At 71.2% G+C, this 12,849-nt stretch carries 12 protein-coding genes; 8 read left to right on the top strand and 4 right to left on the bottom strand.

Going from position 1 to position 12,849, the window contains the following annotated elements; translation table 11 throughout:
• Nucleotides 1–41: 41 nt before the first annotated feature.
• Entirely contained in the window at nt 42–551 is a 510-nt protein-coding gene (locus tag ASD06_RS02020; RefSeq protein ID WP_200941794.1) for a nuclear transport factor 2 family protein, read from the top strand.
• Nucleotides 551–2,098 (top strand): aldehyde dehydrogenase family protein, encoded by a 1,548-nt coding sequence (locus ASD06_RS02015; protein WP_082537589.1) that lies wholly within the window; start codon nt 551–553, stop codon nt 2,096–2,098. Before ASD06_RS02020 ends, ASD06_RS02015 begins: the two co-directional genes overlap by 1 nt.
• Before the next feature lie 30 nt (nt 2,099–2,128).
• On the opposite strand, the gene ASD06_RS02010 is transcribed toward ASD06_RS02015, so the two are convergent.
• The 3 genes from ASD06_RS02010 to ASD06_RS02000 are packed head-to-tail and all read right to left on the bottom strand — an operon-like array spanning nt 2,129 to nt 5,302.
• Complete coding sequence (locus ASD06_RS02010) at nt 2,129–3,142, bottom strand: LacI family DNA-binding transcriptional regulator (RefSeq protein ID WP_082537588.1); 1,014 nt, start codon at nt 3,140–3,142, stop codon at nt 2,129–2,131.
• A complete protein-coding gene (gene iolG, locus ASD06_RS02005; protein WP_056672382.1) occupies nt 3,129–4,148 on the bottom strand; it encodes an inositol 2-dehydrogenase in 1,020 nt (339 codons plus the stop codon). Before iolG ends, ASD06_RS02010 begins: the two co-directional genes overlap by 14 nt.
• Nucleotides 4,145–5,302 carry a phytanoyl-CoA dioxygenase family protein gene (locus ASD06_RS02000; RefSeq protein ID WP_056672380.1) on the bottom strand — a complete coding sequence of 386 codons (1,158 nt, stop codon included), beginning with the start codon at nt 5,300–5,302 and terminating at the stop codon, nt 4,145–4,147. The genes iolG and ASD06_RS02000 overlap by 4 nt, the downstream gene beginning before the upstream one ends.
• A 90-nt stretch (nt 5,303–5,392) precedes the next feature.
• Between ASD06_RS02000 and ASD06_RS01995 the strand changes: the two genes are divergently transcribed.
• Genes ASD06_RS01995 through ASD06_RS01970 form a run of 6 tightly spaced genes read left to right on the top strand, consistent with a single transcriptional unit; the run spans nt 5,393 to nt 12,080 of the window.
• A complete protein-coding gene (locus ASD06_RS01995; protein WP_056672379.1) occupies nt 5,393–6,313 on the top strand; it encodes a TIM barrel protein in 921 nt (306 codons plus the stop codon).
• A 34-nt stretch (nt 6,314–6,347) separates the two neighbouring features.
• Nucleotides 6,348–7,268, top strand: coding sequence for a hypothetical protein (locus tag ASD06_RS01990; RefSeq protein ID WP_082537587.1), 921 nt, complete (start codon nt 6,348–6,350; stop codon nt 7,266–7,268).
• Nucleotides 7,268–8,158: a 5-deoxy-glucuronate isomerase gene (iolB, locus tag ASD06_RS01985; RefSeq protein ID WP_056672377.1), complete on the top strand. Its 891-nt coding sequence runs from the start codon at nt 7,268–7,270 to the stop codon at nt 8,156–8,158. Before ASD06_RS01990 ends, iolB begins: the two co-directional genes overlap by 1 nt.
• Nucleotides 8,155–9,330, top strand: a complete 1,176-nt coding sequence (locus tag ASD06_RS01980) for a Gfo/Idh/MocA family protein (RefSeq protein ID WP_157371433.1) — start codon at nt 8,155–8,157, stop codon at nt 9,328–9,330. Before iolB ends, ASD06_RS01980 begins: the two co-directional genes overlap by 4 nt.
• The gene (iolD, locus tag ASD06_RS01975) at nt 9,327–11,171 is read left to right on the top strand and encodes a 3D-(3,5/4)-trihydroxycyclohexane-1,2-dione acylhydrolase (decyclizing) (RefSeq protein WP_056672374.1); all 1,845 of its coding nucleotides are present in this window, start codon (nt 9,327–9,329) and stop codon (nt 11,169–11,171) included. Before ASD06_RS01980 ends, iolD begins: the two co-directional genes overlap by 4 nt.
• 24 nt (nt 11,172–11,195) lie before the next feature.
• A complete protein-coding gene (locus ASD06_RS01970; RefSeq protein WP_056672373.1) occupies nt 11,196–12,080 on the top strand; it encodes a sugar phosphate isomerase/epimerase in 885 nt (294 codons plus the stop codon).
• Nucleotides 12,081–12,086: 6 nt separating this feature from the next.
• On the opposite strand, the gene ASD06_RS01965 is transcribed toward ASD06_RS01970, so the two are convergent.
• Nucleotides 12,087–12,770 (bottom strand): FadR/GntR family transcriptional regulator, encoded by a 684-nt coding sequence (locus tag ASD06_RS01965; RefSeq protein ID WP_082537586.1) that lies wholly within the window; start codon nt 12,768–12,770, stop codon nt 12,087–12,089.
• Nucleotides 12,771–12,849 lie beyond the last annotated feature (79 nt).

Raw genomic sequence — 12,849 nt, 5'->3', positions numbered from 1 at the left:
CTGGCGGGGCAGGCGCAGCCGGTACGGACCTGGAGGACGGCGTGACCGATCAGATGCTCACTCGCGAAGAGGTGATCCAGCGCAACCTGGAGGCTGTCGAGGCCCACTTCCACAACGAGACGCCGGAGACGATCCAGCACGCGATCGCCCTGTACACCGATGACGTCTACTGGGAGGGGCCGGGGCGGGGCCTCGTCTTCGACAACGCGGACGACGCTCTCGCGGGCTACCACGACATCTTCAACTCCCTCGTCATCCACAAGCACACGCACCTGCGCCGCTTCGCCACCGAGGAGTTCGTCTTCGACGACTGCATCTACGAAGCCACCTACGTGGCCGACCACATGGCGAACTTCCCGTTCCCGGCCGGCACCCGGGTCAGCATGCGCCTGGCTCACGTGTTCGAGATGCGCGACGGCAAGATCGCCAAGGAGATCGCCTACGAGATCATCCGAGAGGCAGGCGGACCGGCCGACCACGACAACATCCCTCCCGGCGCCGAGGTGACCGTCTTCGACGAGCCGTCGGCGGTCTCCGGCGAAGGCGCCTGATGCCGGCGACGGACCTCTCGCAGAGCAGTCCCGAGCTGGTTGTCGAGGTGCGGGCTGACCTGCGAGACCTCCCGGCGCCGGAGGTCGCGGAGGTCGCGCGTTGGCTGATGCAGGTCGACGGCGGCCTCACTGCGAGCGAGTCGGGGGAGTGGCTGGTGAGCCGCAGCCCGGCGACCGGGCACGTGATCGGCCGCTTCCCGCGCGGCACCGGCGCCGACTCCCGCCGCGCCGTGCTCGCCGCCCGACGCGCGCTGGCGACGTGGCGGACGGCGAGTCCCGCGGTGCGCGAGGCCGCGTTCCTCGCGGCTGCCGACGACGTCGAGGCGCGGGCGGACGAGCTGGCGCGGTTGCTGTCGCGCGAGACCGGCAACGCACTGCGCACCCAGGCGCGTCCCGAGATCGCGAGCGTCATCGACCTGCTGCGCTACTTCGCAGGAGCCGCGTACCAGGCCCAGGGCGTCACCGTGCCGGCCCTGCCCGACGTGCTGACCTACACCATCCGCGAGCCCTTCGGTGTGGTGGCGGCCGTCGTGCCGTGGAACGCGCCCGCGCAGCTGTCGGTGGTGAAGATCGCGATGGCCCTCAGCATGGGCAACACCATGGTGCTGAAGCCGGCCGAGGACGCGTCGCTGGTCGTCCTGGAGGTCACGGCCATCCTGCAGCGGCATCTGCCACCCGGGGTGCTCAACGTCGTCACCGGCCTCGGCCCCGAGATCGGCGCCGCCCTGATGAGCGACCCCGACGTCGACAAGCTGTCGTTCACCGGTTCTACCGCCGTGGGTCGGTCGGTCCTGGCCACTGCGGCGCAACGGATCCTGCCGGTCTCCCTCGAGCTCGGGGGCAAGAGCCCGGCCATCGTGTTTCCCGACTCGGACGACGACCGGACGGCCGCCGGCGTGGTGGCCGGCATGCGCTTCACCCGACAGGGTCAGTCCTGCACCGCCGGATCCAGGCTCTTCGTCCACGAGTCGGTCTTCGAGTCGTTCCTGCAGCGGGTCGCCGACGCCGTCAGCAGGCTCGTGGTGGGCGATCCCCTCGACGACGCGACGGACATGGGCTCGATCATCAACGAGAAGCAGTACGCCCGGGTGGTCTCGTACGTCGCGAGTGCCCTTGCGGACGGCGCCACCGCGCGCACCGGAGGTGTGCCGCAACGGGAGCCGCACCAGCAGGGTGGCTGGTTCATGCAGCCGACCATCCTCACGGGCCTCGACGCGACGGCGGCGGCGGCGTGCGAGGAGATCTTCGGCCCCGTGATGGTGGCGATCCCCTGGCACTCGGAGGACGAGGTGGTCGAGCAGGCCAACGCGAGCTCCTACGGGCTGGCCGGCTACGTCTGGTCACGGGACGTCGCCACTGCCCTGCGGATGGCGGGCCGGCTCCAGGCGGGCTGGGTGCAGGTCAACCGGGCGGGCGGCCAGTACCCGGGACTGTCGTACGGCGGCACGAAGGAGAGCGGGATCGGCCGGGAGTTCTCGATCCAGGGCGCGATCGACTCGTACACGTACGCCAAGAGCGTGTCGGTCGACGTGTCGACGCAGCCGTAGCCCCCAGCCCTCCGACGTCGATGTCGGTGCTCAGGAGCGAGGTGGTGCCGTGCTGTTGCGCACGACCAGCTGCGGCGCGACGTGGATGCGCCGGGGCGGCTGCTCGTCCTCGCTCTCGAGCGCGGCGCACAGTCGCGACGCGGCGATGGCGCCCATCTCCTGCAGCGGCTGAGCCACCGTGGTCAGGTCGATGAAGCGCAGGCCGGTGAGCCGGGCACCGTCGAACCCCACGATCGACAGGTCGCCCGGCACCGACAGGCCGCTGTCGCTGGCGGCGGCGAGCGCGCCCATGGCCGCGAAGTCGTTCGCCACGAAGAGCGCGGTGGGTCTCGAGCGCGATCGCAGCGCCTCCATGGTGCCGCGGTAGCCGTCGTCGTCCGTGAAGCCACCGACCACGCAGCGCACCCGGTGCTTGAGGTTGCGGCGCACCATCGCGCTCACGTACCCGCGTTCTCGCTTGTGCGCCACGCCGCTGCTCCCACCGGTGACATGCACGATGCGCTCGTGCCCGAGGTCGGCCAGGTGGTCCACCGCTAGCGCCGCGCCGTTCAGGTCGTCGGTGCTGACGGAGGTCACGTGCGGCTGGCTGCGGGGCTCGGCGCCGACCAGCACCGCAGGGCAGGCCTGCGAGATGGCGTCATGGGCGCCGAGCGGCAGCCGGTGGCCGAGGGCGATGAGCCCTTCGACCCGGAACTCCATGAGCTTCTCGAGCTCGGCCCGCTCGGCTCGGCGGTCCTGGCCGCCGAGGACGACGATGGTCCGGTAGTCGTTGCGCCGGGCCTCGGCCTGGACGCCGTCCAGCATGTCCGCGTAGATGGGGTTGTGCAGGTCGAGGACGAAGACGCCGATGGTGCGGCTGCGGCTGGCTCCGAGCGACCGGGCGTTGGCGTTGGGTCGGTAGCCCAGGTCGTCGGCGGCCTGACGGATCACCTCACGCGTGCTCGCGGCCACGCGGGGGGAGTCCTGCAAGGCCAGTGAGACAAGGGACTTCGAGACGCCGGCTCGCGCTGCGACGTCTCGGATCGTGGGTCTACCCGAGCCCACGAGGCACCTCGACCGGCACCCGCTGGCGCAAGGACTCCGCTGCAGCCGCGGCGATCACCAGCGGCGCGCGGCCGTCGCGCACGGAGACCGGCGACGGGCCACCGTCCCGGACGAACCGCTCGAAGGCCACCCACTCGCGCTGGTACGCCTCGGCGTAGCGGTCGATGAAGAAGTGCATCAGCGGCTGGCGGCGACTGCCCGCCCCGTCCGTGACCTCGGCGTAGTGCAGCCGCCGGTTGCCGGACGACGCCATGCCCAGCGACCCGAACGCCTCCACGCGCTGATCGTAGCCATAGGTCGCGAGGCGGCTGTTGTCGATGACCGTCACGCTGCCGTTCTCGTGGGTCAGCACCGTGACCGCGGTGTCGATGTCGCCGGCCTCCCCGATCGCCGGGTCGATGAGCACGCCGCCCTGCGCGTAGACGGCGACGACGGGGCCGGCGACGTAGCGCGCCATGTCGAAGTCGTGGATCGCCATGTCCATGAACAGGCCGCCGCTGCCCTGCAGGTACTCCGGCGTGGGCAGCTCCGGGTCGCGGCTGGTGATCCGCGTCAGGTGCACCTCACCGATGCTGCCGTCGGCGACGGCTTCGCGGACGGCCTGGTGGCCCGGGTCGAACCGGCGGTTGAACCCGGTCATGAAGGGGATGCCGGCCTTCTCGACGAGGTCCACCGCGTGCTCCACCCCGTCGAGCGAGCTGCTCAACGGCTTCTCGCACAGCACGGCCTTGCCGTGGAGCACCGCCAGCTCGATGAGCTCGAGGTGGGTGCTGGTCGAGGAGCAGATGCCGATGGCGTCCACCCGGTCGGATGCCACGAGCTCGGCCGCGCTGCTCGCCGCGTCGACGTGCAGATCGGCGGCGACGAGGCGCGCGCGCGTGGTGTCGGCGTCGTACACCGTGGTCAGCTCGATACCGGGCACGTGCCTTGCCACGATGTCGGCGTGCATGCGGCCGATCCGGCCCACCCCGACGATCCCGACGCGCAGGTTGGCGCTGTTCGTCATGACACTCTCCGTTCTGCGTGGGCGACCAGCTGCTCGGTGAGGACGTCGGCCGGCGTCTGCTGCTCCAGGGCGCGCAGCACCAGCGCGCGCTGGGACGCCGGGGCCAGGCCGTCGACCGGCGGGTCGCGGTCGAGGTTCGTGGGGAAGGCATAGCCTTCGGTGGCGGCGGCCACGGCGTTGGCCAGCGCTTCCCAGGGCGCGCCCGAGGCCTGTGCCGCCAGCAGTGCGGGGTACACCGCCGTGGTCACGGCGAGCCGGTCCACCGCCTCCGTCGAGCGCCCGAAGGCCGACGACACCTGCAACAGGTTCACCAGCCGTTCGACGTCGGTGGTGCGGTTGGTGCCCGCACCGTGGATCACCGCGGGGTTGAAGAACACCGCATCGCCCTTGGCGAAGGGCACCTGCACGGCCGCGGCGGCGATCACGTCGGCGACCGCTGGGTCGCTCGTCGCGAGATAGCCGGGCAGGTACTTCTGGCTGTGCGGAACGAAGACCGTCGGGCCGCTCTCGAGCGGGACGTCGCTGTGCGCCACCGCCCCCTGAAGCGTCAGCGCCGCCGAGAGGCGGTGGACGTGAGTGGGGTAGCGCTCGAGGGTGTCGAGGTCGTCGATGAAGCCGAGGTGGTAGTCGCGGTGCGGCGTCTGGGCCGCGCCGCCGGGGCGCACCAGGTTCACCTGGGTCGTGACCTGGTAGCCGGGGCCGAGCCAGGCCTCGGACGCGAAGGCGACGACGTCGTTGGCGAAGTACTCCGCGAAAAGGCGCGCATCGCGGCGCGCGAGCTTCTCCAGCGAGTTCCAGACGCGAGCGTTGGCGCCCGGGGTGCCGAAGTGGTCGCCGACGGTGGCGGACTGCGCGTCCTGCTCGTGGATGATCGAGAAGAACACCTCGCTCACCGCGTCGATGACACCGAGGTCGCGGTAGGCACCGGCGAAGCACACGATGCCGGGCCCGTTCAGCAGCGCGTCGCCGACCTCGGTCATCAGCGCGCGGCGCTGCGCTGGTCTCGTGGCGGGGGGCACCGTCGAGCCGTCGTACACCGGGATGCCTTCTCGCACGTCGATGCACGAGGGGTAGTCCGTGCGGACGCACCGCAGGCTCGTCAGCTCGGCGAGCTCGACGGCTGCGACGTCCGTGCGCGTCGTCCAGTAAGTCATGGCGTCACTCCCCTCCAGGAGAGTCCTTGCGCGGTCGTGGCCCAGCGTGGCACAGTCTGTTGGAACGGTCCAACACTTTCGGAGGCGAATGTGCCGAACTTCCTCTCGCGGGTCGCCTCGGCGCCGATCTCCTGGGGCATCTGCGAAGTGCCCGGATGGGGAGCGAACCTGCCCACCCCCCGGGTGCTCGGCGAGATGGCTGCCCTCGGCCTACCCGCAACCGAGCTCGGAGCACCCGGCTTCCTGCCCGACGACCCGGCGCGCATCCGCACGGAGCTCACGGCCCACGGCCTGTCGCTCATCGGTGGGTTCACGCCGCTGGTGCTGCATGCCGCGTCCGAGCGCGACGAGGCGCTGCACACCGCGCAGACGACGGCCGCCATGCTGGCGGAGGCCGGCGCCACCACGTTCATCACCGCCGTCGTCCGCGACCTCGACTGGAGCGTGCCGCGACCGCTCGACGCGTCGGAGCACCGGCATCTGACCGAGATGTTGCGTCGGGTCGAGGACATCTGCCTCGCAGCCGGTCTGGCCCAGGTGCTGCACCCGCACGTGCAGACCGTCGTCGAGACGGCCGACGACGTCGACCGGCTGCTCGAGAGCAGCGACGTCAAGTGGTGCCTCGACACCGGCCACCTCGCGATCGGCGGCAAGGACCCGGTCGAGTTCGCCCGGCAGCACGCCCACCGCGTCGGTCACGTGCACCTCAAGGACGTCGCCCTGCAGCACGCCGGTGCCCTCATGCGACGCGAGACGTCGATCATGCAGTCGGTGCAGGCCGGGCTGTTCACGCCGCTGGGCCAAGGCGACGTCGACATCGCGGGCGTCATCGCCGCGCTGGAGGGCGCCGGGTACGACGGCTGGTACGTGATCGAGCAGGACACCGCCGTGGTCGGTGCGCTGCCCGAGCCGGGACAGGGACCCATGACCCGCGTCAGCGCGTCCCTGGACTACCTGCGGGACGTCGTCGTCCCGCAGCTCGCTTCATCGTCGCGCAGCGCGCAGCGGTGACCCCTCCCACCGCGGCGCCTGACAGGAGCATCGGATGACCGACCACGAGGTGCTGGACGACGCGGCCTACGCCCGCATCCTGCAGGCTCGCCTGAGCGAGCCGCGGTCGCTGCGGCGCGCCCTCGCCGAGCGGCCACGACGGGCGCTGCTGCCCCCGGACCAGCGGCTCGTCGTCCTCGCCGCCGACCACACCGCCCGAGGCATGGTCGCCGCCGACTCCGACCCGCTCGCCGCCGCCGACCGCCGGGGACTGCTCTCCCGCCTGCTCATCGGGCTCGAGAACCCGCTGGTCGACGGGGTGATGGCCAGCGCCGACATCCTGGAGGAGCTCGCCCTGCTCGGCGCCCTCGACCACCGGCTGGCCATCGGCACGATGAACCGCGGCGGCATCATCGGCGCGGCCTGGGAGCTGGACGACCGGCTCACCGCCTACGACGCCGACCACGTGGCCGAGTGCGGCCTGGACGGCGGCAAGATGCTGCTGCGCCTGGAGATGACGGACGCCGGCGTGGCCCGGACGATCGAGCTGGCGGCCCGGCTCACCACCGCCCTCGCCGACCAGGCGCTCATGGCGATGATCGAGCCGCTGCCCTACCGCAAGGACGACACCGGACGGGCGGTGCTGGACACCTCCGAGCACGGCCTGGTCCGCGCGGTGGGCATCGCCTCGGGCCTGGGGTCGTCCTCGGCTCACACCTGGCTGAAGATCCCCGCCACGGCGAACCCGGCGCTGGTGGCGGCCGCGACGACCTGCCCGATCCTGCTCCTCGGCGGAGACGCCGGCGCGGCCTGGGAGGCCGTCTTCGATCGATGGCGACAGGCCCTCACCGTGCCGAACGTCCGTGGTCTCGTGCCCGGCCGGGCGCTGCTCTACCCCTCCACGATGACCCCCCGCGAGGCCGTCGGCCGGGCCACCGACCTGGTGCACGGACCGCAGAGCGAAGGAGCCCGCTGATGACCTGGTTGCGACGTCCGGCCCAGGAGGTGACCGACGGGGTCATCACCTCGGTGGATCCCGACACGGCGGGCTGGGACTACTCGGGCCTGGAGGTGCTCGACTTCTCGCAGTCGCCCACGTTCGTGCGGTCCCTGACGGCCACCGAGGGCGTCCTGGTGCCGCTGTCGGCGCAGGACGTGCAGGTGAGCATCGACGGGGAGTCGTATCTGCTGCGTGGGCGCGCCGGCGTCTTCGCCGCGGTGTCCGACTGGGTGTACGTCCCCGTGGGTAGCACGGTGGAGCTCAGCGCCCCTCACGGCGAGATCGCCCTCTGCACGGCCCGGGCCACCGAGCGGCTCGAGGTGGTCCACGTGGACGCGCCGGACGTCCCGGTGGAGGTGCGGGGCGGCGGCGCCGCGACGCGGCAGGTCACCAACATCGCCACACCAGAGTCGTTCTCGGGGGCTCAGCGCATCAACGTGTGCGAGGTGCTGACTCCCGGCGGCAACTTCTCGTCCTGGCCCCCGCACCGGCACGACGGCCTCGAGGGCTGCCCGGTGCAGAACGAGGAGATCTACTACTTCCGCACCGGACGCCGGGACAGCCCGCACGGCGACCCGGCCGGCCAGGCGCAGTTCCGCGTCTACACCGTCGACGGCAGCGTCGACGAGACCGTCACCGTCTTCGACCACGACATCTACCTGGTGCCGCAAGGCTTCCACGGCCCATCGACCGCACCTCCCGACCACCCCCTGTACTTCCTCAACGTCCTGGCCGGCCACGGAGAGCAGCGAACCATGGGCTTCTGCGACGACCCGGCCCACACCTGGGTCCGGGAGTCCTGGCAGGACGTTGCCCAGGACCCTCGGTGCCCCATGACCTCGGCGGCCGGGCGGGTGGCCCGATGAGGCGCACCCTCGGGATCGCCGTCCTCGGGCTGGGGTGGATGGGCCAGGCGCACAGCCGCTCAGCCCTGCGGATCCCCACCCACTTCGCCGACCGCTCCTTCGACCCACGGCTGGTCGTGTGCGCCGATCCGGACGCCGATCGACGGGCGAGCGCGCTGGAGGACTTCGGGTTCGCCCGGGTCACCGACGACTGGCGCGCGGCCGTCGCCGACCCCGACGTGGACGTCGTCTTCGTGACCGCGCCCAACATGTTCCACCTCCCGATGATCGAGGCGGCGACGGCGGCGGGAAAGGCCGTCTTCAGCGAGAAGCCGATCGGAGGGACACCTGCGCAGGCCCGGCAGGCGTGGGCGCTCGCCACGGCCGCCGGGGTGCGCACCGGTGTCGGGTACTGCTACCTGTGGTCGCCCTTGGTGCTGCACGCCCGCGAGATGATCGCCAGCGGCCAGCTGGGAGACATCGTCCACTACCGCGGCTGCTTCCTGTCGATGTACGGCAGCGACCCGTTGGGGCTGCTCACCTGGCGCTTCCTCGCTGACCAGGCCGGCTACGGCGTCTCCAGCGACATCCTCAGTCACTCCGTCGCGCTGGCCCAGTTCCTCGTCGGCGACCTCACCGAGGTCGTCGGCATGGCGAAGACGACGATCCCGACCCGGCCGCTGCCCAGCGCCCAGGCGAGCCACTACAGCACGGGCTCGGCGGACGACCCCGTCGGTGAGGTCGAGAACGAGGACTTCGCGTCCATGCTGTGCACCTTCGCCAACGGTGCCACCGGCACGTTCGAGGCCAGCCGCACCATCGTGGGCCCCGAGAGTCGCAACGCGTTCGAGGTCTTCGGCACCAAGGGTTCGCTGAGCTGGAACCACGAACGCATCAACGAGCTGCTCTACTACTCCGGTGCCGACCCGGTGAACTCCGGCTACACGACGATCCTGGGCGGCGACCGCTTCCCGTTCCACGGGGCCTTCGTTCCCGGCAAGGGCAACAGCATCGGCTTCGAGGACCTCGTCGCCATCCAGGACTTCGCGTTCCTGGAGGCCCTGGCCACCGAGTCCGACTTCCCGGCGGGGTTCGATCAGGCGGTCGACGTGGTGAGCGTCCAGCAGGCGCTCATCAGCTCGTGGGCATCGCGCTCCTGGGAACCCGTCGTCGACCTGAAAGGCACACCGTGAAGACCCTCCGCCTCACCGCGGCCGACGCGCTCGTCCGCTTCCTCATCGCCCAGCGCTCGGTGATCGACGGCGAGGAGGTGCCGCTGTTCCCCGGTGCCTTCGCGATCTTCGGTCACGGCAACGTCACGAGCCTCGGCCACTCCCTCGAGATGCACCAGGACGCTCTGCCCGTCTGGCGCGGGCAGAGCGAGGAGGGCATGGGCCTGGCCGCAGCGGCGTTCGCGAAGGCCTCGAGGCGTCGTCAGATCATGATGTGCACGTCGTCCATCGGGCCGGGCGCGACCAACATGGTGACGGCGGCCGGCGTCGCGATGGTCAACCGACTGCCGGTGCTCTTCGTCTCCGGGGACGCGTTCAACTCCCGGCTGCCCGACCCGGTGCTGCAGCAGGTGGAGCACTTCGGGTCACCGGGAACGACGGTCAACGACGCCTTCCGACCCGTCGTGCGCTACTGGGACCGCATCACGCACCCCGCCCAGATCCTCAGCAGCCTGCCGGCCGCCGTCGACATGATGCTGGACGTCGCCGACTGCGGGCCCGCGTTCATCGGCCTGCCGCAGGACGTCGCAGCGCAGGCCTACGACTACCCCGAGGCCTTCTTCGAGCCTCGGGCGCACACCCTCGTCCGTCCGCGAGCGGCCCGCGACCAGCTGGCCGCGGCGGTCGACGCGATCCGAGCCGCGCGCCGTCCCGTGATCATCGCGGGGGGAGGGGTGCACTACTCGGTGGCGGAGCCCGAGCTCGACGCCTTCGCCCGCAGGCACGGCGTTCCCGTCGTCGAGACCGTGGCGGGCAAGTCGTCGCTGCTGGCCGACCACCCGCAGTACGTCGGGCCGCTGGGCGTGACCGGCGCGGACGCCGCCAACGCCGTCGTGGCCGAGGCCGACCTCGTCGTCGCCGTCGGCACGCGCCTGCAGGACTTCACGACGGGCTCGTGGACGCTCTTCGCCCCCGACACGCGCATCGTGACGCTCAACACCTCACGCCCGGACGCCACGAAGCACTTCTCGCTTCCGGTCGTCGGTGACGCGCGCGAGAGCCTGGCGGAGCTCTCGGCCCAGCTCGACGGGTGGAGTGCCGCGCAGGACTGGCGAGCACGCGGCGACGAGGCCCGCGAGGCCCTGCTGCGGCTGGTCGCCGACCGGACGGGCGACCACGGGACGTCGCAGCTGAGCTACGCGCAGGTGGTCGGAGCCGTGCACGCGGAAGCGACGGCGCAGGACTACGTGCTCACCGCGGCCGGGGGGCTGCCCGGTGAGCTCAACGTCAACTGGCTCAGCAAGGGCATCGGCACCTTCGACTGCGAGTACGGCTTCTCGTGCATGGGGTACGAGATCGCCGGGGCCTGGGGCGCCGCGATGGCGCGCACCCAGGGGGAGGTGTTCGCCCTGGTGGGGGACGGCTCCTACCTGATGCTCAACAGCGACATCTACGCCTCCGTCCTGTCCGGTCACAAGTTCGTCCTCGTGGTGTGCGACAACGGTGGCTTCGCGGTGATCGAGCGCCTGCAACGAGGCAAGGGCGGCCGGTCGTACAACAACATGCTGCGCGACTCCCGAGGCTCCGGCGCCGCGGTGCGCGTCGACTTCGCGGCCCACTCCGCAGCCCTCGGCGCGCACACCGAGCGCGTGCACGACCTGGACGCCCTGCACCGGGCGCTCGCCGACGCTCGCACTCACGACCGCACCAGCGTCATCGTGGTCGACGTCGCTGAGTCGGACTGGACCGACGGCTCGCTGTTCTGGCAGGTGGGGATCCCGGAGGTCAGCGACCTGGCCGACGTGGTGGAGGCCGGGCGCAGCGCGAACGAGGCGTTGGGCAGGCAACGACGTGGTTACTGAGACGACGGAAGGGACCGAGGGCTGATGCAGCAGACGAACCGGCCGGAGCTCGTGGCCACGTGCTGGCTGACGGCGGGTGCCGCCGCCCCGCTGACCGCGGACGAGCGGAGCCCGGAGCGGATCGAGGACCGCGTGCGGGTGGCGGCTGAGGCCGGGTTCACCGGCTTCGGGCTGCTGCACGCCGACCTGGTCACGGTCCGGGACACCATGGGCTACAGCGACTTCCGGCAGCTGCTGGTGGACGCGGGCATCCAGTACCTGGAGCTCGAGATGCTCGTGGACTGGTTCCGCGACGACAGCGCCGGGGAGGCCTCAGCGCTGGTGCGCCGCGACCTGCTGAACGCCGCAGCCCAGCTGCCCGTGCGTCACGTCAAGGCCGGCGGCGACTTCTCCGGCAGCCCCTGGCCTGTCGAGGCGATGGTCGCCGAGTTCCGCACGCTCTGCGAGCAGGCGGCCGACGCCGGAACGCGACTGGGCATCGAGCCCATCGCCTTCGCCAACATCCGCACGCCCGCTGACGCGCTCCGACTCGTCGAGGACGCCGGCCATCCCGCCGGTGGGATGGTGCTCGACGTCTGGCACCTCGGCCGGCTCGGCCTGCCCATGTCGGTCGTGCAGGACGTGCCCGTCGAGGCGATCGTGACCACCGAGCTCGACGACGCGGTCGACGAGGTCGTCGGGACCCTGCTCGAGGACACGCTCAACGAGCGGCGCCTTCCCGGTGAGGGGACGCTCGACGTCGTCGGCTTCATCCGAGCCGTGCGGGCCACCGGCTACACCGGCCCGTGGGGCCTGGAGATCATCTCGCACGAGCACCGAGCCAAGCCGATGGCCCAGGGCGTCCATGACGCGGTGCGAGCGGCGCTCGCCCAGTTCGCGCTGGCCGACGAGGCTGCCCCGCAGGCCTAGCTGCTGCTACGACTCAGCCAGCTCGTGCTGCGCCACCGCACGCTTGGCTGCCCGCACGTCCTGGTTCTCGACGGCGTCGACGATCGCGGTGTGCACCTGCAGGCGCTTGCGCTTGTAGGCGGTGCTCTTCGACTCCGGCACGACGCCGAGGGTCGCGTCCTCGACGAGGGTCAGGATCCCGAGGTACAGGTCGGTCAGGATCGGGTTCGACCCCGCGTTGGCGATCTCCTCGTGCAGGTGCCAGATCTGGCGCAGGAACTGCTCGTCGTCGTCGATGGCCTTGGCGATCAGGTCGAGCCGCTGGCGGAGCCGGCGCACCGACGCCGCGCTCCGGTGCTGGACCGCCTCCATGACCGTCAGTGGCTCGAGCGCCTGACGCACCGCCACCGCGTGACCGATCGACTGCGGTCGCCCTCGCACCGCCAGGAAGGTCTGCCCGAGCCGCACCACGGGGTCCGGCGTCGTCGTGAAGACGCCACCGCCAGGGCCCGGCTTGACCTCTACGACGCCGCGCTCCTGCAGCAGTCGCAGGGCCTCGTTCAGTGTGCCGGCGGCGACGCTCAACCGTTGCTGCAGTTCGGTTTTCGTGCCGATGCGCTGGTTCGGCTCGATGTCGCGCAGCTGCTCTTCGAGGTGGTCTGCTGCGTCTCGAGCGCGGCTGTTGGACGACGACTTCACGGCGGTAATCACGTGGCCAGCATATTCCTTATGCCTGATCTCGCGGAGCAGGGAGCGATGACGTGTTGCGGGGAGTCCGCTCTGCAGCGCG

Source organism: Angustibacter sp. Root456 (assembly GCF_001426435.1).
Classification (GTDB): domain Bacteria; phylum Actinomycetota; class Actinomycetes; order Actinomycetales; family Angustibacteraceae; genus Angustibacter.
This window is presented reverse-complemented; position numbering and strand designations above follow the sequence as displayed.